Annotated in this window: 18 protein-coding genes; 8 read left to right on the forward strand and 10 right to left on the reverse strand. The window is 72.0% G+C overall.

The window, feature by feature from the left end; genetic code table 11:
- Positions 1 to 49: 49 nt before the first annotated feature.
- The 4 genes from OOK38_RS26895 (at position 50) to OOK38_RS26910 (ending at position 8,504) form a co-directional block, all read left to right on the forward strand.
- Complete coding sequence (locus tag OOK38_RS26895; protein WP_266756349.1) at positions 50 to 754, forward strand: GntR family transcriptional regulator; 705 nt, start codon at positions 50 to 52, stop codon at positions 752 to 754.
- 375 nt (positions 755 to 1,129) lie between these two features.
- The gene (locus tag OOK38_RS26900; RefSeq protein ID WP_266756347.1) at positions 1,130 to 2,647 is read left to right on the forward strand and encodes a hypothetical protein; all 1,518 of its coding nucleotides are present in this window, start codon (positions 1,130 to 1,132) and stop codon (positions 2,645 to 2,647) included.
- Positions 2,648 to 2,963: 316 nt separating this feature from the next.
- Complete coding sequence (locus tag OOK38_RS26905) at positions 2,964 to 3,842, forward strand: hypothetical protein (protein WP_266756345.1); 879 nt, start codon at positions 2,964 to 2,966, stop codon at positions 3,840 to 3,842.
- Positions 3,843 to 3,911: 69 nt separating this feature from the next.
- Positions 3,912 to 8,504, forward strand: coding sequence for a hypothetical protein (locus OOK38_RS26910; protein ID WP_266756343.1), 4,593 nt, complete (start codon positions 3,912 to 3,914; stop codon positions 8,502 to 8,504).
- Between the two features lie 101 nt (positions 8,505 to 8,605).
- On the opposite strand, the gene OOK38_RS26915 is transcribed toward OOK38_RS26910, so the two are convergent.
- From OOK38_RS26915 to OOK38_RS26955, 9 genes are all read right to left on the reverse strand, one after another.
- Positions 8,606 to 10,156 carry a GMC family oxidoreductase gene (locus OOK38_RS26915; protein ID WP_266756341.1) on the reverse strand — a complete coding sequence of 517 codons (1,551 nt, stop codon included), beginning with the start codon at positions 10,154 to 10,156 and terminating at the stop codon, positions 8,606 to 8,608.
- Positions 10,157 to 10,173: 17 nt separating this feature from the next.
- A complete protein-coding gene (locus OOK38_RS26920; RefSeq protein ID WP_266756339.1) occupies positions 10,174 to 11,736 on the reverse strand; it encodes an APC family permease in 1,563 nt (520 codons plus the stop codon).
- A 142-nt stretch (positions 11,737 to 11,878) separates the two neighbouring features.
- Positions 11,879 to 13,345, reverse strand: a complete 1,467-nt coding sequence (locus OOK38_RS26925; protein WP_266756337.1) for an aldehyde dehydrogenase family protein — start codon at positions 13,343 to 13,345, stop codon at positions 11,879 to 11,881.
- Positions 13,338 to 14,483 (reverse strand): aromatic ring-hydroxylating dioxygenase subunit alpha, encoded by a 1,146-nt coding sequence (locus OOK38_RS26930; protein ID WP_266756335.1) that lies wholly within the window; start codon positions 14,481 to 14,483, stop codon positions 13,338 to 13,340. Before OOK38_RS26930 ends, OOK38_RS26925 begins: the two co-directional genes overlap by 8 nt.
- Positions 14,484 to 14,494: 11 nt before the next feature.
- Entirely contained in the window at positions 14,495 to 15,649 is a 1,155-nt protein-coding gene (gene solA / locus OOK38_RS26935) for an N-methyl-L-tryptophan oxidase (protein ID WP_266756334.1), read from the reverse strand.
- Positions 15,650 to 15,694: 45 nt separating this feature from the next.
- Entirely contained in the window at positions 15,695 to 18,151 is a 2,457-nt protein-coding gene (locus OOK38_RS26940; protein WP_266756333.1) for an FAD-dependent oxidoreductase, read from the reverse strand.
- A gap of 34 nt (positions 18,152 to 18,185) precedes the next feature.
- A complete protein-coding gene (locus tag OOK38_RS26945) occupies positions 18,186 to 18,389 on the reverse strand; it encodes a hypothetical protein (RefSeq protein ID WP_266756331.1) in 204 nt (67 codons plus the stop codon).
- The gene (locus OOK38_RS26950) at positions 18,386 to 19,471 is read right to left on the reverse strand and encodes an S-(hydroxymethyl)mycothiol dehydrogenase (RefSeq protein ID WP_266756329.1); all 1,086 of its coding nucleotides are present in this window, start codon (positions 19,469 to 19,471) and stop codon (positions 18,386 to 18,388) included. The genes OOK38_RS26945 and OOK38_RS26950 overlap by 4 nt, the downstream gene beginning before the upstream one ends.
- 240 nt (positions 19,472 to 19,711) lie before the next feature.
- Positions 19,712 to 20,533 (reverse strand): IclR family transcriptional regulator, encoded by an 822-nt coding sequence (locus OOK38_RS26955; RefSeq protein WP_266756327.1) that lies wholly within the window; start codon positions 20,531 to 20,533, stop codon positions 19,712 to 19,714.
- A 211-nt stretch (positions 20,534 to 20,744) separates the two neighbouring features.
- Between OOK38_RS26955 and OOK38_RS26960 the strand changes: the two genes are divergently transcribed.
- Positions 20,745 to 21,065, forward strand: a complete 321-nt coding sequence (locus tag OOK38_RS26960; RefSeq protein ID WP_266756326.1) for a bifunctional 3-phenylpropionate/cinnamic acid dioxygenase ferredoxin subunit — start codon at positions 20,745 to 20,747, stop codon at positions 21,063 to 21,065.
- Between the two features lie 64 nt (positions 21,066 to 21,129).
- On the forward strand, positions 21,130 to 22,329 hold the full coding sequence (locus tag OOK38_RS26965; RefSeq protein ID WP_266756324.1) for an NAD(P)/FAD-dependent oxidoreductase: 1,200 nt from the start codon (positions 21,130 to 21,132) through the stop codon (positions 22,327 to 22,329).
- 159 nt (positions 22,330 to 22,488) lie between these two features.
- Here the strand turns inward: OOK38_RS26965 and OOK38_RS26970 are convergent, their stop codons facing one another.
- On the reverse strand, positions 22,489 to 23,127 hold the full coding sequence (locus OOK38_RS26970; RefSeq protein ID WP_266756323.1) for a hypothetical protein: 639 nt from the start codon (positions 23,125 to 23,127) through the stop codon (positions 22,489 to 22,491).
- 422 nt (positions 23,128 to 23,549) lie between these two features.
- On the opposite strand from OOK38_RS26970, the gene OOK38_RS26975 reads away from it, so the two are divergent.
- Both OOK38_RS26975 and OOK38_RS26980 read left to right on the forward strand, forming a co-directional pair.
- Positions 23,550 to 26,522, forward strand: a complete 2,973-nt coding sequence (locus tag OOK38_RS26975) for a nitrate- and nitrite sensing domain-containing protein (RefSeq protein ID WP_266756321.1) — start codon at positions 23,550 to 23,552, stop codon at positions 26,520 to 26,522.
- Complete coding sequence (locus OOK38_RS26980) at positions 26,519 to 26,956, forward strand: roadblock/LC7 domain-containing protein (RefSeq protein WP_266756319.1); 438 nt, start codon at positions 26,519 to 26,521, stop codon at positions 26,954 to 26,956. Before OOK38_RS26975 ends, OOK38_RS26980 begins: the two co-directional genes overlap by 4 nt.

The raw sequence follows: 26,956 nt of genomic DNA on the forward strand, positions 1-26,956 counted from the left end.
CTCAATACCCATGTTGTTTCGTTCTTGTATCTGCGATTGAATTCCGGGCATGGCAGAGCTGACGGAACTGGCCGACGATCGCGCCCTGTTGGGGCGCACCAGCACCGCCGAGCGGGTCTCGGACATCCTCAGGAGCCGGATCGCCGAGGGCTTCTTCCCGCCCGGGACCCGGCTGTCCGAGGACAGCATCGGCGGTGCGCTCGGCGTCTCGCGGAACACGCTGCGGGAGGCGTTCCGGCTGCTCACGCACGAGCGGCTGCTGGTGCACGAGCTCAATCGCGGCGTGTTCGTCCGGGTGCTCACCGTCGAGGACGTCGAGGACATCTACCGCACCCGCGCCCTCGTCGAGTGCGCCGTGGTCCGCGGGCTCGGCAGGCCGCCGTACGCCGTGGACGGGCTCGCCAAGGCCGTCTCCGAAGGGCAGCGGGCGGCCCGCGAAGGTGACTGGAAAGGGGTGTCGACCGCCAACATCCACTTCCACCGCGAGCTGGTCGCCCTCGCCGGCAGCGCCCGCACCGACGAGGTGATGCGCAGCGTCTTCGCCGAGCTGCGTCTCGCCTTCCACGTGGTGGACGACCCCCAGCGGCTCCACGAGCCCTACCTCGCGCGCAACCACGAGATCCTGCAGACCCTCCAGTCGGGCGACGGGGACGGCGCGGAGCGCCTTCTCGCGGGCTACCTCGACGACTCCCGCAAGGGCCTCGTCGAGGTCTACGCACGCCGGGTCGCCGACGGGGGGCAGGGCACCGACTGACGCGGTGGCCCTCCGGTGGCAGCGGCGGAGGTCGCGGCGCCGCGCGTCGGGTGCGTGCCGCGGCCCGTCCGGGCCGTGGCCGACGCGGGGCAGGCGACCCGTCGACAGGTGGTCCGGGCCCCGCGGGTCGAGCCCCTGATACTCCGGGCCCGGTGGTGCGGGGTCCACGGTGCGGGCTCCGGTGGCCTGGGGCGCGGGGCCGGCGGTGCGGGCCCGGCCTGGAGGTGCAGGCCCGGTGGTGCGGGCCTGGCGGGGCAGCCCCGGGTGTAGCGGGGTGTGGGGTGGCGGGGTGGTGGGCTTGTGGAGGGGCCGGGGGCGGCGGTCGCTTCTGCGTCGTTTCGACCGTTGTCGGACCGAGGACCTAGTCTGTGCACCGTGACTTCGCCTGCATCGACGGACAGCGCTCCGCCCCAGCTCAGCGCGGGGCCGCGCCCGGCGCCGGGCCCGGCCGCCGACGAGGGCCTGGCGCGGCGGCTGCGCGCGCTCGCCTGCACGGCGCCGCTGCACGACCTGGACGTGCGCAAGGCGAACCTCGCGGGCGAGTACACGGTGTACGGCATGGCCGAGGTCGCCCTCGCCGCCATCGATCTCGTCACACTGAACATGGACTTCGACACGGGCGCCGACCACGACCAGATAGTGGCCAGGCTCATCCCGCGCATCGCCGCCCAGGCCCCGCGCCGCCCGGTCGTCGAGCACGAGCGCGTGGCCCGCTGGGTCCTCGAGAACCTGATCAACGTCGGCAGCGTCGACCGGGGCTTCCGTGCCGTGTACGGGACCTTCGCGCCCGACGGCACCTATGTGCGCCGCGACTACGACTTCAAGCTGATCGAGGAGGTACCGGGCTACGGGGGGAGCGTCTACCTCCGTACGACCGACGAAGCGGTCAACGTCCTCGTCGGCGCCCTCGACACCGACGTCACCAGCGCGCAGATCGCCGCCGAGGTCAAGCTGGAGGTCCTGATCAGCCGCGGCCGGCTGGCCGACGCCCAGCTCGCCGCCGAGCAGGCCCGCTACCGGACCGTGCAGTACGCGGAAACACTGCGCAAGGCCCTCGACGCGACCCGGCGCAATGTGCGGGCCGTCGACTGGCTCCAGGCCGTCCCCGACATGATCGCCGAAGCCCTGGACCACGTGGCCGACCGCTACCGCCACGAGAACGCGATCCTCACGAACATCCGCAAGGCCCGGGACGAGTCCGAGGACCCTGAGCAGAAGCGGCGCGCCGCCGAGCTCGTCGACATAGTCAAGGACTGCATCCGCAGGCACACCCAGCTCCAGTCCCGCCTCCTGGAGGCCGGCCCGCTGTTCCGCGCCGAGCAGGATCGGCAGGCCTTCGGGACCCCCATGACGAGCTCGGGGATCGACCTCTACGGACACCTGGTCGCGCCGGTGCTGCCTCTGCCGGTGGAGCGGGCGCTGCGCGTCACCGACGCGTTCTTCGCGCGCGGGACGGGACTGCGTACACCTGTCGCCGTACGTGTCGCGGACCTCGTCGACATCCTGCTGACGCCGCCGCTGGAGCGGGAGCACCTCGGGGCCGAGATGCCCGAGCCCGATCTGATCGCGACACCGGACGACAGCCGGTTCAGCGATGAGCAGCTCGCCTCCGCCATGGAACTGCTGAATCTGTCCCCGGACGCGCCGCGCCGGTTGTCCGGGCTGCTCGCGGAGGCCCGCCGCCGCGATCCCGAGCTGCCGTATCTCGTGGCGCTCCTGGCCGTGCACGCCGCGAGTCCACCGGTCGGCACCGCCTACCGGCAGGGCGAGGAGCGCCTGCTCTTCGCCGTGGACGACGGGACCGAGCTGGAGGATCCGGAGTTCGGCGGGGCCGACCTGATCGTGGGCATGGCCCTGCTCGACGCGGCCGGGATGAAGGCGGACCGGGCATGAACGGTCTGCCGCCCGGGCTCGGGGACAGCGGGGCGCCCCCGGCCCTCGCGTCCGCCCCCGTCCTCGCGCCCAGACGGATTCTCGGGTCGGGCCGGATTCTCGGGTCGGGCCGGATCCTCGGGTCGGGCCGGACTCTCAGGTCGGGCCGGATCCTCGGGTCGGGCCGGATCCTCGGGTCGGGCCGGATCCTCGGGTCCGGCGTCGTCGGCCGCGCCCGGCCGACGGGGCCCCGGTCGTCCGGTCGGCCCGCCCCGTACGGGGCACCGGCCCGCACCCACGTACGCAACCCCGTACTTCCGAACAAGGAGCCCCAGCCGTGACCGAGCACGTCGAGTGGAGTGAACCGGAGGCCACCGCCGCGCCGGCGAACGCCCCCGTCACACCGGCCGACGCCGCCGACGCGGCGCGGCTCGTGGCCTTCGGACTGCAGCCGAAGCTGCAGCCCGCGCGCGACCAGGAGTACGCCGAGCTGCTGCGCCGCTATCGCGAGGACCCGCCCTTCGCGCGGCTCGCCGACGCGGTCGCCGCCGGCCTCGGGCTGATCGTCCTGGAGGTGTCCCCGCGCGCGGGGATGGCGGTCACCGCCGCCGAGGACTCGGTCTTCGCCGTCCGCATGGGCGACTACGCGCGTCGCGCATCGGCCGACTCCGGGGACCGTTTCCTGCACGGACTCGCCCACCTCGCCGTGGCCGCCCTGGCCTTCCCCCGCCCCGAGGACCTCGCGGACGACGGATACATCGGCCGCGTCTCGGTCAACGGCGTCGACGCGTTCGTACGGCAGGCCTGCCGACGCCTGGAGGAGCGGGCCGAGGAGACCGGCGAGAACACCGACCCCGCGACCGACGCGCCGGGCCTTGAGGCGGCCTGGCGGATCTGGGCGCGGCGCAGCTCCACCGGGGCCACCAAGGACGCCCGAAGACTGGCCGGCTCGACGACGGGCATCATCGCCAAGGCCGTCGCCTTCCTCACCGACTCCGGGTTCCTCCAGCGCACCGGCGACGATTCCGGCGGCACGTACCGGACGACCGCCCGCTACCAGCTCCAGGTCCGCGACATGGCGGGCAGCGCGGCCATGGCCGAACTGCTGGAGCTGGGCATCGTCCCGGTGACCGACGGCACGGCGACGCTGCTGCCCGCGGAGGACTCCGACGACCTGGAGCTGGCGGCCGGAGCCGGACTGCCCTTCCACTCCTGACGTCCGCCGGCCGCCCCCGGCTTCCTCCCACGACCTCACCTCCCTTTACGACTACGAGAGTCCGCCGCCATGTACGAGCTGTCCCGGGTCCGCCTCTACTCCATCGGGCCCGCCGGTGCGCGCTATGCCGACACCGTGCTGGATCTGCGCGGTGTCGGCCAGCCCGTGCCCGACCCCGCGCCCACCCAGGCGGAGTTCTTCGCGGAGGAGCCGGTCGGCCCGCCGCGCCGGCCCGCGCCCGCCGGCGTGCTCTTCCTGGAGAACGGCGGCGGCAAGTCGGTCCTGCTCAAGCTGATCTTCTCGGTGATGCTCCCGGGACACCGCAACACCCTGGGCGGCGCCAGCTCCGGCGTGCTGCGCAAGTTCCTGCTCGCCGACGACTGCGGACACGTCGCCCTGGAGTGGCAGCACACGCTGACCGGCGAGTGCGTGGTGGTCGGCAAGGCGAGCGAGTGGCGCGGGCGGCAGGTCTCCAACGACCCGCGGAAGTTCGCCGAAGCCTGGTACTCGTTCCGTCCCGGTCCGGGGCTCAGTCTGGACAACCTGCCCGTCGCCGAGGCGGGGCGGCGGCGCACCATGAAGGGCTTCCGCGACGCGATCACCGAGGCCGGCAAGGTGTACCCGCACCTCGAAGTGCACTGGGAGGAGATCCACGACCGCTGGAACGAACACCTCGGCGACCTGGGCCTGGACCCCGAACTCTTCCGCTACCAGCGGGAGATGAACGCCGACGAGGGTGAGGCCGCCGGCCTCTTCGCGGTCAAGAAGGACTCCGACTTCACCGATCTCCTGCTGCGCGCGGTCACCGACACCCGCGACACCGACGGGCTCGCCGACCTGGTCGGCGGCTTCGGCAACAAGCTGGGGCGCCGCGCCGAACTCATCGCCGAACGCGACTTCACCGCCGGTTCCGCGGATCTGCTCGGCCGGATCGTCGACGCCGCCGAGGCACGAGCACGCGCGCGTGACATCCACACCGGCGCCGAGCGGCGGACCCGGACGCTGGCACGCCGGCTGTCCGCGCGGGCCGTGCGGGAGCGCGTGCGCGCCGGTGAGCTCGCCCAGCGGGTGACCGCCGCCGCGTACTCCGTCACCCATGCCGAGGGCGCCCGCGAGCGCAGCGCGCTGATCGCCGCCGAACTCGCCTACCGCCACGCCTCGCTGGCCCTCGCCGGCGCGGAGAAGTCCGCTGCCGCGCAGAAGCGCGAGCTCGCCGACGCGCGCACGCTGCACTCGGCCTGGCAGGCCGCCGAGCTCGTCCTGCGGCACCGCGCCGCCGCCGACCGCTCGACCCGCGTGGCCGACGCGATCCGCGAGGCCGAACGGGACGCCGCTCCCGCGCTCGCCGCCCGCGCCCGGGCCGCCGTCGACCTCGTCCGCGCCCTGCACCGGGCCGCCGAGGGCGCCGAGTCGCTCGCCAACGAGGAGGAGGAGCGGTCCGCCGGCCTCCAGGAGATCGGCGAGACTGCGCACGCCGACTCGACGTCCGCCGCCACCGCCGCCCAGCGCGCCCGCAGCGAGGTCGGTCATCTGCGGCAGCGCCTGTCCGAGGTCGAGCAGGAGACCGCCGAGGCGGTCCGCGCCGGCTGGCTCGACGACAGTGCCCCCGACGCCGACCCGGCCCGGGCCGCCCTCGCGGCCAGCGACGCGGAGAAGTCGGCCGTCGCCTCCTGGGACACCGCCCGTGAGGCCTCGCGGCGCGCCGCGGACCACGCGCGGGAGGCGGCGTCCGCCGAGTCCCGTGCCGAGCTGACGGCGGCCCGCGCGGCCGACGCGGCGACGGCCGCGGAGCGTTCGTACGAAGCGGAACGGCGTACGGCGGAGGCGCTGGCGGAGGAGGAGCGGCTCGCCGAACTGCTCAGTCTGCCGGGTGCCGACGCCCGCGGCGGCGTTCCGCAGCCCCGCCGTGACGAGGAGTCCGACGGACCCGCCGGCTCGTCCGGGGGCGCGCCGCTGACGCCCGAGGAGCTCGACCGGTACGCCGACGAACTCCGCGAACTCCTCGACGAAGGAGTCACCTCCGCCGAGCGGCAGCTCTTCGAACTGCGCACGGCCGCGGCCGACGACGCCCGGATTCTCGGGGCCCTCGGCGACGGCGGACTGCTGCCGCCCGGCCCGGACGTCCTGGCCACCGTCGAGTACCTGGGCGAGCACGGCATTCCCGCGCTGCCCGGGTGGCGCTACCTCGCGCAGGCCGTCGACCCCGTTGACCACGCGCGCGTGCTGGCCGCCCGGCCCGAACTCGTCGACGGTGTGATCATCACCGACCCCGACACCCACGCGCGGGCCCGCGAGGTCCTCGGCGAAGCGGCGCTGCTGCCGCGCTCGGCGGTGGCCGTCGGCACGGCCGCCGCGCTGCTCGCCCCGACCCCGGCCTCCGACGCGGGAGACGGCGGCGTCTTCCTCGTACCGCCGAACCCGGCCATGCACGACGAGCACGCGGCCGACGAGGAGCGCCAGACACTGCGGGCCCGCGCGGGCCTGCGGGACGAGGAGATCCGGGCCCTCGCCGCCCGCCTCGGCAAGGACCGCGAGCTGGCCGCGCGGCTCGCGTCCTGGCGCACCGGCTGCCCGGCGGGGCGGCTCATCGAGCTGGCCGCGACCGCGCGGGACGCGCGCGCGTTCGCGGAGGAGGCCGAGGCCGAGCTGGCCGAGGCCCGTACCGTCCGGGCGGAGGCCGACGAGACGGCGGCCGACGCGGCCCATGTGCGTGACGAGCGGCAGGAGGCCGCGCAGAAGGCCCGGCGCGCGGCCGACGCCCTCGCCGGACTCGCCTTCCGGCTCCGTGAGCGCGCCGGATGGCAGGTCAAGGTGCGCGAACTCGCCGACGAGGCCGCGGAGTCGGAGGCCCGGGCCCAGGTGTGCCTGGAGCGTGCCCGCGCCGCCGACGAGGACCGCCGCGCCGCTCAGCGCGCCGCCGACGACGCCCGCCGCACGGCCCGCGCGCTGCGCGCCGAGCGCGCGGAGATCGCGGGCGCCCCCGACGATGTGACGCAGGACGGTACGGCGGCGCCCAAGGCCTCGCTGCCCGCCCTGCGTGAGGCGTACCGAGCCGCGTCGCAGCTGTATGAGAAGGTCGGCGTCGGCGCCGATCTGCGGGCCGAACAGGCCCGGGCCGAGAGCGACGAGAGCGCCGCGCTCGCGGAGCTGGACCGGCTCAGCAACAAGGTGCGCACGCGGGCCGCGCAGCTCCTGGAGTCGCCGGACGGTTCCGACGGCCCCTCACGGCAGGCCGCCGCGGCGCGGGCCGACGAACTGGTGCAGCTCCTGGAGACCCGGATGTCGACCGCGAGCGAACAGCTCGGGCGGCTGCGCGGCGAGGCCGAGCGGCACGCGCCCGAGGACGGCGAGGCGCACACCGAACTGGCCGACGACCTGGTCCCGAGCGACGCCGAGCACGCGCAGGCCCTGCTGCGCACGGCCACGACCGAACTCGCCGCCCGCACCGAGGCGTTGAACCAGGCACGCGAGTCGCACGCCGAGTTCCTCGGCGCCCACCGGTCCGCCGAGGACGCGGCCGGCGGCTTCGACGAGACGTCGGCCCTGCTCAGGGACCTGATCCGGGAGCACCCCGACGAGGAGCAGGACGAGCCCGAGCCCTACCCCGGCACCCTCGAGGAGGCGCGGAACTCCGCCGCCGAGAGCCGCCGCTCGCTGCGCGGCTGCGCCGCCGATCTCTCCGCGGCCGAGGGCGCCGTCCGCGAGGCGAGCGACATCCTCGTACGGCACGCCAACTCCACCCGCTACGAGCAGGTGCGGACCCCCGCCCGGCAGCAGATCCGCGAGCTGCCCGCCTCCTCGCTGCCCGAGCACGCGCAGAAGTGGGCGGACGCGTTCGCGCCCCGGCTGCGGGTGCTGACCGACGAGCTGGAGCAGCTGGAACGCAACCGGGACTCGATCGTGGACCGGCTGCGCGGGCTCGTGGAGTCCGCCCTCGCCACCCTGCGGTCCGCGCAGCGGCTGTCCAGGCTGCCGGAAGGGCTCGGCGAGTGGTCCGGGCAGGAGTTCCTGCGCATCCGCTTCGAGGAACCCGATCAGGCCACCCTCACCGAGCGGCTCGGCGAGGTGGTGGACGAGGCCACCCGCGCGGCCGTCAAGAAGAACTCCGACATGCGGCGCGACGGCATGTCACTGCTGCTGCGCGGGGTCGGCGCCGCGCTCCAGCCCAAGGGCGTCGCCGTGGAGATCCTCAAGCCGGACGCCGTGCTGCGCGCCGAACGGGTCCCCGTCGGGCAGATGGGCGATGTGTTCTCCGGCGGTCAGCTGCTCACCGCGGCCATCGCGCTGTACTGCACGATGGCCGCGCTGCGCAGCAACGACCGCGGCCGTGACAAGCACCGGCACGCGGGCACCCTGTTCCTCGACAACCCCATCGGGCGCGCCAACGCGACGTATCTGCTGGAGCTCCAGCGGGCCGTCTCGGACGCGCTCGGCGTCCAGCTCCTCTACACCACGGGCCTGTTCGACACGACCGCGCTCGCCGAGTTCCCCCTCGTCATCCGGTTGCGCAACGACGCCGACCTGCGTGCCGGGCTGAAGTACATCAGCGTCGAGGAGCATCTGCGGCCGGGACTGCCGCGTGAGGCGCCCGCCGGGGAGACCGTGCACACCGAGATCACGGCGACGCGGATGTACAAGCGCCCGGCGCCGATCGTTCCGTAGAGACAGGGCCGTGGGGGAACCGCGGGTCGTCCTCGGCCGGCCGCGCCCACGCGGCGGAGCCGCATGTCGCTACAGCCCCGCGCCCCTCGCGGGGCGCCCGTCTACGCGTCCTCCTTCATCATGTCGGCGCACTTCTCGCCGATCATCATCGTGGTGATGCAGGGGTTCACGGAGATCAGATCCGGCATGGCCGAGCCGTCCGCGACCCGCAGGCCCTCGACTCCCTTGACCCGCAGCCGTGCGTCGAGCGGGGCCGAGGTGTCGTCGTCCGCGCCCATCTTCACGGTGCAGGACGGGTGGTAGACGGTGTTGTGGGTCTTGTGGATGTAGTCCAGCAGCTCCTCGTCGGAGCGGATGTCCGGCCCGGGGGCCAGCTCGGCACCCGCCCAGCCGCTCAGCGCGGGCTGCGAGGCGATCCGCCGTGCCAGCTTCAGCCCGTACGTCATCACCCGCACGTCGTGTTCGTGGGTGAAGTACCGCGGGTCGACCATCGGTTTGTCCCGGTAGTCGCGGGTGCGCAGCCGCACGGTGCCGCGGGACTTCGCGCGCGTGACGTTCGGGGTGAGGCAGAACGCGTTCTCCGAGGTGGGGAATCCGTGCCGCGCGGTGTTCATGTCGAACGGCACCGAGCCGTAGTGGAACATCAGGTCGGGCCGGTCCAGGCCCGGTTCGGTGTCGTAGAAGATGCCCGCCTCCCACCACTGGCTGGACGTGGTGGGCATGGGCCGCTTCGCCTCCCACATGATGACGCCCTCGGGGTGGTCCTGGAGGTTCTCGCCGACGCCCGCCGCGTCCGCGACCACGTCGATGCCGACCTCGCGCAGATGCCCGGCGGGCCCGATGCCCGACAGCATCAGGAGCTTCGGCGTGTCGATGGAACCGCAGGAAACGATCACCTCGCGGCGGGCCCGGACCGTCCGGGTGTGGATCAGATCCGGGTCGAGGTACTCGGCGCCGACACATCTGCGGCCTTCCAGGACCAGCTTCTTCGCCCGCACCCCCGTCCGCACCGAGAGATTCGGCCGCTTGCCCATGACCGGGTGGAGGTACGCGACCGACGAGGACTGCCGGATGTTGTTCTCGTCGGAGTTGATCTGGAACCAGTTGGCGCCCCGGACCACCGTCGTGCCGCTGTTGAACGCGGTGGTCGGGATGCCCGCCTGCGCGCACGCCTCCAGCAGGGCGGCGCCGCACGGGTCCTCGCCCTTCAGCGTGCGCAGCTTCACCGGGCCGGTGCGGCCGTGGTGGTCGCCCGGAGCGTCGTTCGACTCCAGCCGCCGGTAGAGCGGGAAGAGTTCGGCCGAACTCCAGCCCGTACAGCCCGCGGCGGCCCAGTCGTCGAGGTCCTCCGCGGGAGCCCAGAAGGCGATGCACGAGTTGTGCGAGGAGCAGCCGCCGAGCACCTTGGCGCGGGCGTGCCGCATGAAGCTGTTGCCGGTGGCCTGCGGCTCGACCGGGTAGTCCCAGTCGTAGCCGGATTCCAGCAGGCCCATCCAGCGGTCCAGTCTGAGGATGTCGTCGTCGCCGACGTCGCTGGGGCCGGCCTCCAGGACGCACACGGTGACGGACGGGTCCTCGGAGAGGCGGGCCGCGACCACATTCCCCGCGGTACCGCCGCCGACCACGACATAGTCGAACTCATCGTTGCTCATGAGCTGTTGACCCTCCTTCAGTCGGCCGCCGGAGCGGTGAGCGGAGCCGGGACGGCGGGCTGCAGCCGGTGCTCGTCGAGGACGCCGGTGCGGTGGCGCTGGACGAACCAGTAGTAGGCGAAGCCGCCGCCGGCGATGACGGCGACGAACAGCACCGCACCCCAGCGCAGATACCAGTGGAACGGCGCGGCGGCGTTGTAGACCTCGGCGCGCGGCCAGATCAGGTTGATCGTCATGACCGCGCCCCAGACGACGGCGAGGACATTGACGAGCAGGCCCCAGCGGCCCAGCGAGAACTTCCCGTCGCCCGCGGGCTGCCACGTGCCGCGCAGCCGGGCCACCAGCATCGGGGCGGTCACACCGAGGTAGGCGAGATAGATCATGATGATGCCGATGCTGGTGACCACGGTGAAGATCTGCGGCTGGCGGATGTTCACGACGAGGATCGCCACGGCCAGAATGCCGATGATCACCGCGGGCAGGACCGGCGTCTTGAAGCGCGGGCTGACCCGGGCCATCAGCGCGGACGCGGGCAGGTTGTTGTCCCGGGACATCGCGAAGGCCAGCCGGATAGCCGCCGTGTGCACCGCGAGCGCGCACACCGTGACCGCGATCAGCACGCACCACAGCATCGCCTTGCCCGCCGTCGGGCCGAGCACGTCGAGCACGATGTACTGCAGACCGTCCGTGGACAGCTTCTCCCCCTTCAGGCTGGAGACGCTCATCAGCGCGAGCAGCAGCACCAGGCCGCCCAGGACGAACGAGGCGACGATCGCGCGGATGATGGCCCGCGGGGCGTTGCGGGAGGGGTCCAGGGACTCCTCACCGAGCGAGGCCGCCGTGTCGAAGCCGTACATCACGTACGCCGAGGCGAGCGAGGCCACCAGGAACGCGCCCAGATAGCCGGACGAGTGCCCGGCACCCGTGCCCGCCGTCTCCGTGACCACCTGTGGTCCCCGGGTGATGTGGACGGCGAACAGCACGATGAGGACGACGGTGGCGATCAGCTCGATGAACACGCCCGCGCTGTTGATGGTGGCCATCAGCTTCACGCCGAAGGCGTTCACCAGGGTCGTGAAGAGGATGAGCACCGTGGCCAGGACGACCGCGTTGGTCGCGACGTCGTACTTCCCGGTCCCGTCCCCGACGAACTGGAAGGTGTCGGAGATCTGCGGGAGCGTCAGCTGATAGGCGAGTGCCACCGCCGAGATCGACACGATGGAGGCGATCAGCATCATCCAGCCGGCCAGCCATCCGAGATGCGGATTGCCTATCTTCTTCGACCAGTTGTAGACGGAGCCCGCGACGGGATAGCGCGCGGCCAGCTCCGCGAAGCAGAGGGCGACCATGAACTGCCCGCCGAAGACCATCGGCCAGGACCACCAGTAGGCGGGACCTCCGCTGCCGTAGCCGAAGTAGAAGAGCTGGAACGTGCCGGTGAGGATGGAGATGTAGCTGATGCCGGCGGCGAAGGTGTGGAAGTTGCCGAGGGTGCGCTTGAGTTCGGGTTTGTAGCCGAACTCGGCGAGTTCGGCGTCGTCGTGGTGCTGTGGGCCGGACGGTTGCTCGGTGGTCGTCATGAGCGGACTCCAGATGGGCCTGGGGGCGGGGTGAGGGAGCGGCTCGTGCGGGTGCCGGGTTCCATGAGGGGGTGCTACGCGGGCGCCATGTCCGCGGTGGTGCGCCGGGGCGGCGGGGGTGAGCAGCCCCGGACGATCCGGATCAGGCGAACCAGCCCTGCGGGGACGGGTCGGTGTTGCGCCAGATGTGTTTGGCCTCGCGGTACTCGGCCAGTCCCGACGGCCCGAGTTCGCGCCCGAAGCCGGACTGCTTGAAGCCTCCCCACTCGGCCTGCGGGACGTAGGGGTGGTAGTCGTTGATCCACACCGTGCCGATCCGCAGACGGGCCGCGACACGCTGGGCCTTGGCCTCGTCGGTGCTGAAGACGGCGCCCGCCAGTCCGTAGATCGTGTCGTTGGCGAGGCGCACGGCCTCCGCCTCGCCGCTGAAGCGCTCCACGGTGAGCACGGGCCCGAACGACTCTTCCTGGACCACGGACATGTCGCCGCTGCACTCGTCGAGGACGGTCGGCGGATAGTAGAAGCCCGCGTCCAAGCCGGGTCCCGTCGGCCGGGCGCCACCGCAGCGCAGCACCGCTCCTTCCGCCAGGCCCTTGGCGACGTACGCCTCGACCTTGGCGCGGTGCGCCGCGGAGATGAGCGGCCCGGTCTGCGCCCGCTCGTCGAACGGTCCGCCCATCCGGATCTCCGACGCCCTGCGTACGACCTCGTCGACGAACCGGTCGTGCAGGGAGTCCTCGACCAGCAGTCGCGCGCCCGCCGAGCAGACCTGCCCGGAGTGCAGGAAGACCGCGGTCAGCGCCATGTCGACGGCTGTCTCGAAGTCGGCGTCGGCGAAGACGATGTTGGGGTTCTTGCCGCCGAGTTCGAGGGCGACCTTCTTCACCGTCCCGGCGGCGGCGGCCATCAGCCGGCGCCCGGTCGCCAGGCCCCCGGTGAAGGAGACCAGGTCCACGTCCGGATGGTCGGCGAGGGGGGCGCCCGCCTCGGGGCCGGCGCCCAGCACCAGGTTGGCGACGCCCGGCGGCACTCCCGCCTCTTCCAGGAGCCGCATCAGATGGATCGCCGTGTGCGGAGTCAGCTCGCTCGGCTTGAGCACGAAGGTGTTGCCCGCGGCCAGCGCCGGTGCCACCTTCCAGGCCGTCTGCAGCAGCGGGTAGTTCCACGGGGTGATCAGCGCGCAGACCCCGACGGGTTCGTACACGACACGGCTGTCGACGCTCTCCGTGCCCGTCTCGACGACCCGGCCGGTCTCGGCGGCGGCCAGCCGGCCGAAGTAGCGGAAGCAGTTCGCGATGTCGTCGATGTCGTACTCGCTCTCGACGAGCCGCTTGCCGGTGTCGAGGGACTCGGCGCGGGCGAGGGCGTGCTTGTCGCGGACGAGGAGATCGGCGACACGCAGCAGCAGGTCACCGCGGTCGGCCGACGGGACCGCGGGCCAGGGGCCCTCGTCGAAGGCACGGCGCGCGGCGGCGATCGCCTCCACGGTGTCCTTGCCGCCGGCCTCGTCGACGACTCCGACCAGCGAGCCGTCGGCGGGGCAGCGGATCTCGCGGGTCCGCGCGTCGAGCGCGCCCCGCCACGATCCGTCGATGTACAGGTCAGGCACGTGGGCCTCCCAGTCGCTCGATCAACCACGCATGGAAGACCCCGATGTGATGCTCTGTCGGAACCAGCACACCACCGTTGCGATACGCACGTGACGCCATCGCCGGCTGTGTCCTTTCACAGGCTTCGAAGTCCTGTTCGTTCACCCGGTGGAAAAGCTCCACCGACTTGGACACGTCGGCGCCCGACTCGACGACCTCCGGGGCGTAGAGCCAGTCGCACTCGACGACCGTGCGGTCCTCGGCGAGCGGGAACATGCGGTGCAGGATGACATGGTCCGGGACCAGATTGACGAAGACCGTCGGTTTCACCGTGATCGCGTAGTAGCGGCGGTCCTGGTCGTCCGCGACCTCGGGCAGCTTGGCGAAGCCCTCGCTGCCGTCGACCGTGAAGCCCTTGATCTCCTCCCCGAACTCGGCGCCGTGGCCCACGTAGTACTGGGCCGCGTACCCGTCCGCGAACTCCGGGAGCACCTCCGTCAGTTCGGGGTGGATCGTGGCGCAGTGGTAGCACTCCATGAAGTTCTCGACGATCAGCTTCCAGTTCGCCCGTACGTCGTAGGTGACGCGCCGGCCGAGCGCGAGGTTCTCGGCGCCGTAGTGCTCGATGGCCGCCGCGGTGCCGAGCCGCTCCACGGCCGCGCCCGTCACCGTCTCCTCGAAGGAGGGTGGCTCGTCGGCCAGGCACACCCAGGCGTAGCCGAGCCACTCGCGCAGGGCGACCTTGACCAGGCCGTACTCGACGCGGTCGATGTCCGGCATCTTCACCAGGTTCGGCGCCGCGACCAGCTTGCCGTCGAGGTCGTACGTCCAGGCGTGGTATGGGCATTGGAGGTTGCGCCGCACCTCGCCCGACTCCTCGGTGCACAGCCGGGCACCCCGGTGCCGGCAGATGTTGAGGAAGGCGCGCAGCTCACCCGTGCGGGAGCGGGTGATCAGGACGCTCTCCCGGCCGACCTGCACGGTGCGGAAGGCTCCGGGCCTCGCGAGATCCGCGGAGCGCACCGCGCAGAACCACATCGACTCGAAGAGCCGCTCCTGCTCCTGCCGGAAGATCTCCGGGTCGGTGTAGTAGTGCCCGGGGAGCGTGGCGATCAGGCTGGGGGACAGCGGGGACGGGGAGACGGGGATCGTCGTCACGTGCGTACTCCTCAGGCGGGCGCGGCGGCGAGGCGCTGGGGGTCGAACAGGCCGATGGGGTGCTCGGTGGAGCCGTCCAGGGCGAGGTCGGCGAGGATCTCGCCGACGACCGGTACGAATTTGAAGCCGTGTCCGGAGAACCCGCAGGCCACCGTGACGGACTCCGGGTGCGCGGGATGGCGGGCGATGACGAAGTGCTCGTCGGGCGTGTTGGAGTACATGCAGGTGGCGGCTTTGAGGAAGGTGCCGGGCAGATCGGGGATGCAGCGGGACATGTGGTCCGCCATGGCCCGGATCTCGTCCTCGTGCACGGTCCGGTCGATGTCCTCCGGGGTGCACTCGACGCCCTTGCGGAAGAAGGCGACCTTCGCGCCCAGTTCGGGTCCGTCGATGGAGGGGAAGCCGTAGACCTGGACTCCGGCCGGGTCCTCCCAGATGTAGATCGGATGCCTCTCGGGCACGAACGGCCCGACCCCGCCGGTCGGCTGGAACCAGTACATGACCTGCCGCTCGATCCTGAAGGGCACGCCCAGATCGGTGAGCAGCTGCGGCGCCCAGGCTCCCGGGCAGATCACCAGCTGACCGGCGGTATAGGTGTTCTCGGCCGTGTGCACCCGCACGCCGTCCCGGTATGGCTCCCAGCGGGTCATCGGCTCGTCGAAGTGCAGGTCGGCGCCCTGCCGGGTGGCGAGCTGGAGGTGCGCGGCGACGGTGTTCTCGGGGCGGAGCAGTCCCGCCCGCGCCTCGAACAGCGCGACCTCGTCGTCGCGCGGAGTCAGGGTGGGGAAGCGGCGCCGGATCTCCGCCGCGTCCAGCATCTCGTGGGGCAGGTCCCACCGTTGCGCCGAGAGCAGCGAACCGGAGACGGTCCGTGAGTCCGGGGGCCCGACCATCACGCCGCCGCACAGGGTGGCGATGTCACGGCCCGTCGCCCGCTCCAGCTCGTCGTACAGCTCGTAGGCGCGCAGCAGCAGCGGGACGTACGCCGGGTCCTCGAAGTAGGACTGCCGCGTGATGCGCGAGCCGCCGTGGCTGGAGCCGCGGTTGTGCACCGGGCCGAACTTCTCCAGCCCGAGCACCCGGGCGCCGCGCGCGGACAGATGGTGCGCGGCGGCGCTGCCCATGCCGCCGAGACCGATCACGATCACGTCATACGTGGGGGACACAGGGCTCCTCCTGCCTTTCGTCCGGCTCTTGCCTCTTCATCGGATTCAGCGGCGGATTCGGTTCATCTTCGGGTCGAAGAGCGGTTCCTCGGCGACGGTCGCGGGGATCTTCTCGCCGAAGTAGTCGATGTGCACGCCCGTGCCGGTGGCGAGCGCCGGCAGCCAGGCGTAGGCGACACAGCGGCCGAGCGTGTAGCCGTACGAGGCGCTGGTGACGTAGCCCGCGGGGGCGCCGTCGACGTAGACCGGCTCCTTGCCGAGGACCACGGCGGAGGGGTCGTCGAGGAGGAGCGGGGTGAGCCGGCGCGCGGGCTCCTGGGCCGCGCGGCCCTGCAGGGCCTCCTGGCCGACGAAGCCGTCCTTGTCCATGCGGACGGCGAAGCCGACGCCCGCCTCGTACGGATCGTGCTCGTCGGTCATGTCGGTGCCCCAGGCCCGGTACCCCTTCTCCAGGCGGAGGGAGTTGAAGGCCGAGCGCCCGGCCGCGATCACGCCGTGCCGGCGGCCCGCCTTCCAGAGCGTGTCCCAGAGCCTGAGTCCCAGGTCGGCCGTGGTGTACAGCTCCCAGCCGAGCTCCCCGACGTAGCTCAACCGCATGGCGGTGACGGGGACATGCCCGAGGTAGGTCTCCTTCGCGCGGAAGTAGCCGAACCCCTCGTGCGAGAAGTCGTCGCGGGTCAGCGGCTGGACGAGGTCCCTGGCGAGCGGACCCCACACGCCGATGCAGCAGGTGCCGGAGGTGATGTCTCTGAGGTGCACGTCCTGGGGTGCGTGCCGCAGGAGCCAGTCCAGGTCGGCGGGGGAGTTGGCGCCGACCTGGAAGCGGTCGGGGGCCAGCCGGGCGACGGTGAGGTCGGAGCGTACGCCGCCGGTCTCGTCGAGGAGCAGCGTGTAGGTGACCGCGCCGGGCTTCTTGCGGAGGTTGTTGGTGGTCATGCGCTGGAGGAAGGCGAGGGCGCCGGGGCCGGTGACTTCGAGCCGGCGCAGCGGGGTCATGTCGTAGAGGGCGACCTTCTCGCGGGTCGCCCGCGCTTCGGCCGCGGCGATGGGGGACCAGTAGCGGGCCGACCAGGCGTCGCGTTCGGGGAGGGGACCGAGTGTGTCGACGAGGGGGGCGTTCGCTTCGTACCAGTGCGGCCGCTCCCAGCCGCCGCCCTCCAGGAAGCGCGCTCCGAGTTGCTGCTGCCGGGCGTGGAAGGGGCTGACGCGCAGGGGGCGCGGCCGCTCCATCGGCTGGAGGGGGTGCAGGATGTCGTAGACCTCGACGAACTGCTGCGAGCCGCGCTCACGGACGTACGACGGTGAACGCTGCGCGTCCTCGAAGCGGGCGAGGTCGCATTCGTGCAGGTCGATGGAGGCCCGCCCGTCGACCATCCACTCGGCGACCGCCTTCGCCACCCCGGCGGAGTGGGTGACCCAGACCGCTTCGGCCAGCCAGAAGCCGCGGAGCTGCCGGGACTCCCCGAGCAGCGGCATGCCGTCCGGGGTGAACGAGAAGACGCCGTTGAAACCCTCCTCGATCTCCGTGTCGCGCAGGGCGGGCAGCAGTCGGCGGCAGTCGTCCCAGCTCGGCGTCCAGTCCTCTTCGGTGAAGGGATACGACGACGGCATCTCCATGCCGTTCGCGCGCGCCTCGTCGTAGGGGAGGATCCCGAACGGGTCGACCGGCAGGGGCCGGTGGGCGTAGCTGCCGATGCCGATGCGGTCGTGGTGCTCGCGGAAGTAGAGGTCGCGGTCCTGGAAGCGGAGGATGGGCTTCGAGGCTTCGGACGCCGCCCCGGCGAGTTCGGGGAGCGGCCGTGTCCTCGCGTATTGATGGGCGAGCGGTTGCAGGGGTACGTCGACTCCGGCCATGCGCCCGATGACGGGACCCCAGAAGCCGGCGGCGGAGACCACGTGATCGGCGGGGAACGTGCCCCGGTCGGTGACGACGCCGGTGACTCTGCCGTCCGCCTTCTCGATGCCGGTGACCGTGTGGCGGTCGAGGAAACGGGCGCCCCGCTCGGTCGCGCGCTCCATCTGGGCCCGGGCCGCGAGCAGGGCGCGGGCCAGCCCGTCGTCCGGGGTGTGGAAGCCGCCGAGGACGGCCGAACGGTCGAGGAGCGGCCAGAGTTCCTTGCATCGGTCGGTGCTGACGATCTCGCCGCGGACCCCCCAGGAGGCCGCGTATCCGGCCCTGCGGTGCAGGTCGGCGAGGCGCTCGGGGGTGGTCGCGAGCTCCAGCCCGCCGACCTGGTCGAAGCAGGAGACGCCGTCCACGGTGAGGGAGGAGAACTTCTCGACCGTGTAGCGGGCGAACGCGGTCAGTGTTCTGGAGGGACTCGTCTGGAAGACCAGGCCCGGTGCGTGCGAGGTGGAGCCGCCCGGGGCGGGCAGCGGACCCTGTTCGAGAACGGTGACGTCGGTCCAGCCGCGGGCGGTCAGCTCGTCGGCGAGGGAACAGCCGACGATGCCGGCGCCGATGACGACCACACGGGGACGGGTTGCGGGCGTGCTGGACATGCCCCTCCTTGCCGGGGTGGGGGAGTGAACGCGCTCAGGTGGCGTGGACGCCGGGCCGCCGGGCGGTGACCGTGCGGTCCGAGCCGTGTCCGCTGGGGACGACCGTGTTGCCGGGGAGGAGGAGCCGGTCGCGGACGGCGGTCCCGCCGGCCGGGCGGTCCGCGTGTGTACGGCCGGTCGTGCCGAACGTGCCGGATGTGACGACGCGTTCGGCCCGCGGGGCGCCCGGGGTGCTCACAGGACCACGACCGACCGGAGCACCTCGCCCCGGTGCATCTTCGTGAACGCCTCCTCGACCTGATCGAGGGAGATCGTCTCGCTGACGAAGGCGTTGAGGTCCAGCAGCCCGTACAGGTACTGGTCGATGAGGAACGGGAAGTCGCGGCTCGGCAGACAGTCGCCGTACCAGGAGGACTTCAGGGCGCCACCGCGCGAGAACAGGTCGATCAGCGGGAGGTCGATCCTCATCTCGGGGTCGGGCACGCCGACCTGGACGAGCACACCCGCGTGGTCGCGCATGTAGAAGGCCTGCTTGTACGTCTCCGGTCGGCCCACCGCGTCGATGGCGATGTCGACTCCGAAGCCGTCGGTCAGCGCGCGGACTGCTTCGACCGGGTCCGTTCCCCGCGAGTTGACGGTGTGCGTGGCGCCGAACCTCTCCGCCAGGTCGAGCTTCTTGTCGTCGATGTCGATGGCGATGACCTTCATCGCGCCGTTCAGACAGGCGCCCGCGATGGCCGCGTTGCCCACGCCGCCGCAGCCGATGACGGCGACGGTGTCGCCGCGCCCGACGTTGCCGGTGTTGACCGCGGCGCCGTATCCGGCCATCACGCCGCAGCCGATCAGCCCCGCGGCCTCCGGCCGCGCCGCCGGGTCGATCTTCACCGCCTGACCGGCCGCGACCAGGGTCTTCTCGGCGAAGGCGCCGATACCGAGGGCGTTGCTGAGAGGGGTGCCGTCGAGGAGGGTCATCGGCTGTGTGGCGTTGCGCGAGTCGAAGCAGTACCAGGGCCGGCCGCGGCGACAGGAGCGGCAGGTGCCGCAGGGGGCGCGCCAGGCGAGGACCACGTAGTCGCCGGGGACCAGGTCGGTGACGCCGTCCCCGACCGCCGAGACGGTGCCGGCCGCCTCATGGCCCAGCAGGAAGGGGAACTCGTCGTTGATCGCGCCCTCCCGGTAGTGCAGATCCGTGTGGCACACCCCGCAGGCCTGGACGTCGACGAGCACCTCACCGGGGCCCGGGTCGGGAACGAGGATCGTCTGCACCTCGACGGGTGCGCCCTTTTTGACGGCGACTACGGCACGGACCTCGTGGGGCACGACAAGCTCCTCTGCTGTTGCGCAATGCACGATGGGTTGCGTGATGAGGAACATATTGAGAACGCCGTCAGGCGGCCGTCAAGGGGTGGGAGTTAACCCTTGGCAAAAGGAACGGGAGGCCCGAAACGTGGCCGACACACGACGGCGCGGCGCGGCGCGGGGCCGGTGGAATCCACGGCCCCGCGCCTGGAGCGGGTGTGCGCCCGAGGGAGGCGCCGACGCCGGCGGCGAAGCGCCGTCTCAGAAGCCGTAACCCATCCGGCGGGACAACTCCGCCCCCGCCGCCACCGTCCGCTTGGACAACTCCGGCAGGCGGTCCGCGTTCAGCCGGTACACCGGTCCCGAGACGCTGATCGCGGCGATCACCTTGCCGTCGTGCGCCCGCACCGGAGCGGCCACGGCGGCGAGACCCAGCTCCAACTCCTCGAGGGTGATGCCGTAACCCTGCTCGATCACGGCCTCCAGCTCGCCGCGCAGCGTGGACGGCCCGGTGATCGTGCGCTCCGTGAAACGCGGCAGAGGGCGTGCCAGCAAACCCTCCCGCAGCGTGGGCGACATGTGCGCGAGCAGCACTTTCCCGCTGGACGTGGCATGCAGCGGGGTGCGCCTGCCCAGCCAGTTCTGCGCCGTGACCGAGGCCGTGCCGCGGGCCTGCATGATGTTGACCGCGGCGTCGTCGTCCAGGACCGCGATGTTGACGGTCTCGCCCAGCTCGTCGGCGAGTTCGCGGCAGACCGAAACACCCTCCTGGGAGATGTCGAGGCGCACCGCCGCCGCCCCGGCGAGGCGCAGCATGGCTGCTCCCAGGTAGTACTTTCCGCGGTCCTTGGCCTGCGCGACCAGGCCACGGTTCTCCAGGACGCCGAGCAGCCGGAACGCGGTGGACTTGTGCACGTCCAGTTCCTCGGCGATCTCGGTGACGCCCGCCTCGCCGAGCCGGGCGAGGATCTCCAGCACGCTCACGGCGCGGTCCACCGACTGGACGGCGCTGCCCGTGCCTCTGCCGCTCTGCTTCTCGAGGGTCTGCTCGGTGCGCTCAGCCTGCTTCTGCGTGCGGGTCATAGGTCAACTCTCACCACCTGACGGCCGTGTTCGGGCCGCATCTGCGGGAAGCCCTTGACGTGACGGGATCCCCGCGCGGATTCTGTTGCGCATAGCGCTCCCTCGTGCGCCATGCGAAACATCATGTTACCGAAGCGTCCGGAACCCGGAAGGTTCCCGACGACCTGGACCTGAGGTCGCGGACGAGACGTCCGCACCGAGAGGGGGGCCCATGATTCCCGTCTGCCGCCTTGAAGACCTCCCCGAGGGCGAATCCGTCCGTGTGGAGACCACGCCACCGGTCGCCGTGTTCAACGCCGACGGTGAGCTGTACGCCATCGACGACACCTGCACCCACCAGGACGCCTCCCTCTCGGAGGGCTGGCTGGAGGGCTGCCTGATCGAATGCCCGCTGCACGCAGCCTCATTCGATCTCCGCACCGGCCGGCCGACGTGCCTGCCCGCACGCCGCCCCGTCCGTACCCACCGCGTCACCGTCGACGACGGAATCATCCACGTCCACCTCGCCGCGGAGGAGGGCACCGCCGCATGAACGCCGTGACCCTCGCACCCGGACGCCGCGTCACCGCCCTCGCCGCCGATGAAGGGCGGGCCGTATGAGGACCGTGACCGTCGTCGGTGCCTCACTCTCCGGCCTGTACGCGGCCCGAGAACTGCGCGCCCAGGGCTTCGACGGACGTCTGGTGATCGTCGGTGACGAACCCCACCGCCCGTACGACCGGCCTCCCCTCTCCAAGGACTTCCTCACCGGTCGCGCCGACGAGGACCAACTCGCCCTCACCGACGCCGAGGAGAGTGCGGAACTCGACGCCGAATGGCTCCTCGGCGTGCGCGCCCGCGGCCTCGACGCCCGGGGCCGCACCGTCCTCCTGGACGGCGGCCGCACCGTCTCCACGGACGGAGTGGTCATCGCCACGGGCGCCTCCGCCCGCCGCCTACCCGGCGACGAACTCGCCGGCGTGCACACCCTGCGCACCCTCGACGACGCCCGTGCCCTGCGCGCGGAACTCACCGCGGGTCAGCGCCGCGTCGTCGTGATCGGCGGAGGCTTCATCGGCGCCGAGACCGCGTCCTCGTGCGCCGCCCTCGGCCATGACGTCACCGTCGTCGAGGCCGCCCCGCTGCCCCTCCTTCCTCAACTCGGCCCGGACATGGCCGCCGTGTGCGCCGCACTGCACCGGCGCGCAGGCACCGTCCTCGTCACCGGAACCGGCGTCGCCGGGATCCGGGGAAGTGGTGGCGCGTCCCCTGGCGCGGTCATCGGAGTGGAACTGTCCGACGGCCGCTTCCTGCCCACTGATGTCGTGATAATGGGGATCGGCGCTTCCCCGAACACCGGCTGGCTCGCGGGTTCGACGCTCGCCCTGAACGACGGTGTGCTGTGCGACGACGGCTGTGCGACCGGACTCGCGCAGGTGGTCGCCGTCGGTGACGTCGCCCGGGTCGGCGGCACCCGCACCGAACACTGGACCTCCGCCACCGAGCAACCCCGCGTCGCGGTGGGCAACTTGCTCGCCGGACGCACCGTGACGACCTTTCGGTCCCTGCCCTACTTCTGGTCCGACCAGTACGGTGCGCGGATCCAGTTCGCGGGGCGGCGGCGGGATACGGACACGGTCCGGATCATCGAGGGAGCCCTCGACGAGGGCGGACCGGCCGAGGGCGGCTTCCTCGCCCTCTACGAGCGCGCCGGCGGCACGACGGCGGTGCTCGGCGTCGACCACCCCCGCCCCTTCACGCGTGTCCGCCGTGAACTGGCGCGCGACGAGAACCCGGTGGAGCCGGCGGCCCTGTGAGGAGGCGACCGGGATCACGCCCACGGGCGGCCGACGCGACGTCAGGAGGTCCGTCCCGTACCTCCTGGGCCGGCCGCGTGAGCAGCGATCCACCTCAGGTCCGGTCGTGGCGCGCCGCTCCACGCACCCGGGGCCGGGGCGGACACGGCTGCCGCTCCGCTACGAGTGCGACAACTGTCCGGCCCCGCCCCGCCTGCGTATCCGCTCCTGGGCCCGCGCCGCGATCCGCTCCTGACGCCGGGCCTTGCGGCGCTCGCGCCGCATTGCCCGCGCGGTGCTGCTCGGCACCGACACCACGCCGTTCCGCTGGTTCCACACCTGCCGTGTCACCCAGACGTCCAGGGCGCCCCATGTGGCCACAACCGTACTGGCCACGCTGCTCAGGACCATCGGGAAGGCAAGCCAGGACCCCGCCATCGTGCAGAGGAAGGCCACCACGGCCTGCGTCAGCGTCACCGCGATGATGAGCACCGCGCGCACGGCCGACGTGCGCACCGGATCGGGCAGCCGGTGCCTGCGCGCGGGCTCCTCGATCCACAGCGGCCGGTAGTACGCCTGCTCGTCGTCGTCCTCGTGTCCGTCCGTGGCAGCGCCCTTCTCGCCGGCTCGGCCGCGTATGTCCGTGGCGGTGCCCCCGACCTCCGCGGCGGCGCGCTCGCCCGTCGTGGCCCGCCGCCTGTCCGGCCGACCCTGCTCAGGCGCCGGAATGCCGTGATCCTGGGCCTGAGTGGCCAGTTGTTCCGCCTCGCGCGTCGCATCCCGTGTCCCGGGTGCCCCGCTCCGCTCCGCCGTGCCCATCAACTCGTCACTCCCCACCGCCCAGCAACCCTCTCGCACGGGTGTCTCGCGACTCCCGCTCCCCAGTGGCTGCCCGGCTTGCGCTCTTTTACGCCGCCTGAGCGCGGCATGCGGCACCTGTGGCCGATTCCGCCCTCAATTCCCGTACAGAAAGACGAACGACCTGCCCCGAAGATTCCCAACGAGCGAAGAATTTCGGCCAACTGACGAAGTTCCCCGCTCCGATGTGATCCGGCCCCAAGTGCCGGATTCAGGGAGGCAATCTCCCCCAATGAACGGACAACTCCCCATGTCCCGTTTCCCGTCGAGCGGCTGCGCGACCGGACGGGTCTTCGAGTTACCTATGAGTCAGTAGTAGGCTCACGCCGTTTGTTGACGCACATGTGTACCCCCGGCCGGAGGGGGTCGAGCTGGGGGAGGCCATGCGCTTTCGCGGGAAGTCCATCCGCCGGAAGATTGTGGCGCTGCTCCTCGTGCCTCTTGTGTCCTTGACCGCGATCTGGGCCTTCGCGACCGTGCTCACGGGGCGTGAGGCCAGCCAACTCTTCAGCGTGTCCGACATCGTGGAGAAGATCGCCTATCCGACCGAGGACACCGTCAGGGTCCTCCAGCGGGAACGCCGCCAGACGCTCGTCTATCTCGCCGATCCCCGCGCCTCCGACGGACTCGCGGCCCTCGAGCGCAGTCGGAGCGCCACGGACCGGATCGTGGCGAAGGTCCGCAGGAACGCCAAGGACAAGGACGTGCGCAGCGAGCTGAGCGGGGGCACCTCGCAGCGCCTCACCTCCCTCCTCGAAGCGATCGACGGGATCGACTCGCTGCGCACCGGTGTCGAGAAAGGCACCGTCGACCGGGCCGGGGCCCTCGGCCTATACAACCGTCTGATCGACCCCTGCTACGTCCTGCTGGCCAACCTGCACGTGGTCGACAACGTGGAGCTGGACAAGCAGGGCCGTGCTCTCGTCAACGTGTCCCGCGCCCGCGAACTGCTCTCCCGCGAGGACGCCCTGCTCGGCTCCGCACTGGTCGCCGGTCGCATCACGCGCGACGAACTCCGTGGCATCTCCGACCTCGTGGCCCAGCGCGCTCTCCTGTACGACGTCAGCCTGCCGTTGCTGCCCGCCTCGGAACGCGAACGCTTCGAGCGCTATCAGAAGAACGCGGCCATGGTGTCCCTGCACGCGGCGGAGCAGGCCGTCGCCGATTCCACCACCGGCTCGCCGCGCGGAGTCACCGCGAAGAGCTGGGACGGCGCGGCCGGGCCCGTGCTCGACGAACTCGGCACCCTCGAGGACCGGGCGGGCGACCACTACCAGGACAGGGTCAGGCCCGTGGCCATGGCCGTCATCCTCAAGGCGGTCGTCGCGGGCGTGATCGGCCTGATCGCCCTGCTGATCTCGCTCGTCATGTCCGTGCGCATCGGCCGGAGCCTCATCCGCGACCTGCGACGGCTGCGCCTGGAGGCCCATGAGGCGTCCGGTGTACGGCTGCCCAGCGTCATGCGCCGTCTCTCCGCCGGCGAGCAGGTCGACGTCGAGACCGAGGTACCGCGCCTGGAGTACGACAGGAACGAGATAGGCGAGGTCGGCCAGGCCCTCAACACCCTTCAGCGCGCCGCCGTCGAGGCAGCCGTCAAGCAGTCCGAACTGCGCGAGGGCGTCTCCGAGGTCTTCGTCAACCTCGCGCGCCGCAGCCAGGTACTGCTCCACAAGCAGCTCACCCTGCTCGACACCATGGAGCGCAGGACCGAGGACACCGACGAGCTGGCCGACCTGTTCCGCCTCGACCACCTGACCACCCGTATGCGCCGCCATGCCGAGGGCCTGGTCATCCTGTCCGGCGCCGCGCCGTCCCGGCAGTGGCGCAAGCCGGTCCAGCTCATGGACATCGTCCGCGCCGCCGTCGCCGAGGTCGAGGACTACGAGCGCATCGAGGTACGCCGACTGCCGCGGGTAGCCGTCACCGGTCCCGCCGTCGCCGACCTCACGCATCTCGTGGCCGAACTCCTGGAGAACGCCACGGTGTTCTCGCCTCCGCACACGGCCGTTCACGTGGTCGGCGAGCGCGTCGCCAACGGCTTCACCCTGGAGATCCACGACCGCGGCCTCGGTATGGCGGCCGAGGCTCTGCTCGACGCCAACCTGCGGCTCGCCGAGACTCCCGAGTTCGAACTCTCCGACACCGACCGGCTCGGTCTCTTCGTGGTCAGCCGGCTCGCCCAGCGGCAGAACGTCCGCGTCTCACTCCAGCCGTCCCCGTACGGCGGCACCACCGCGGTCGTCTTCATGCCGGACTCCCTGCTCACCGACGACGTGCCGGACACCAACGGCATCGGATTCCGCCTCGACCGCACCCTGCCGGCCAAGGAGGCCGAGTCGGAGGAGCGCCGCAAGGCGGCACTCACCCAGGCGCCGGCGCGTCTGCCGGGACTGCCCGCCTCGATCCTGGACGGCCCCGTCGAGCTGGACGCGCCCGTCGACCTGGACACGCTCACCGGATTCCCCGGCGCCCTCGGCGACGACGACAGCGAACGCGGCGGACTGTTCCGCCCGCGGCGCTCCATAGCCGGCGTTCCCGCGGGGCAGCACCAGCAGACCGACGGCAGCGACGACGAGCCCGCCCGCTCCGGGGACGACGACCGCCCGGGCACCGCTCCTGCCGGGCTGCCGCGACGCCGGACCCCGAAGCTCGTCAGCTCGCACGGCCGTACTGTCGGCCAGACCAGGTCGCGGCGCGACCAGGCGGACGACGACCCGGCGCAGGACCTCGAATCGGCGCAGAACCTGGAGCCGGTGCAGCGTCTCGGCACCCCGTCGGACCCGGAGCCGATGAAGGGCGCGGACCGCCTGGAACGTCGTGCGGCGGAACCCGATGGCATGAAGCCACTGCCCCAGCGGCGCGGCGAGCGGTCCACGCCGTCGGGCCGGCGCGGCGGCGAGCGTCCCGGTGTCCCCGGCCCGCGCGGACCTTCCGGCACACCCGAGAGGTCCGGCCTCCGTGAGGCACCCGAACTCCGCCCGGCGCCCGGCCTCCACGACGCCCCGGCTCTGCCCCGCCGCACCCGCGGTACCGCCGCGGGTGCCGGCCCGGACGACACCGCCCCGCGCCGCGACACCACGGCGGGCCCGGCAGAAACGGAAACGACCCCGCTGCCACGGCGCGTGCGGCAGGCCAGTCTGGCCCCGCAGTTGAAGGACGGACCGGCGCGGCTCGCCGAGCGCGACAAGGCCCGCGGCGGCACGGGGGCGGATCCCGCCGAGCGGGACGCCGACGAAGTACGCAGCCGGATGGCCTCGCTCCAGCGGGGCTGGCAGCGCGGCCGCGACGAGAACGCCGTGGGCGACCAGGCCCAGGACGGCTCAGCACGACGAACGACAAAGGGGGACGGTCGATGACCGCACCGAAGGCCGCAGGGCCCGCGACCAGCAGCGTGTCCGGCGAGCTGAACTGGCTCCTCGACGAACTGGTGGACCGCGTCGCCAGCATCCACAAGGCGATCGTGCTCTCCGGCGACGGCCTTCCGACCGGGGCCTCGAAGGACCTCAGCCGGGAGGACAGCGAGCACCTGGCCGCCGTCGCCTCCGGTTTCCACAGCCTCGCCAAGGGCGTCGGCCGGCACTTCGAGGCGGGCAGCGTCAGGCAGACCGTCGTCGAACTCGACGAGGCCTTCCTGTTCGTCACGGCCGCCGGTGACGGCAGTTGCCTCGCCGTGCTGTCGGACGCCGACTCGGACGTGGGCCAGGTCGCCTACGAGATGACGCTCCTCGTCAAGCGGGTCGGCGTACATCTGGCCGCCAGTCCGCGCACCGATCTGCCTTCGGGCGGGTAG

Origin of the sequence: Streptomyces sp. NBC_00568 (assembly GCF_026341855.1) — a bacterium.
Classification (GTDB): Bacteria; Actinomycetota; Actinomycetes; order Streptomycetales; family Streptomycetaceae; genus Streptomyces.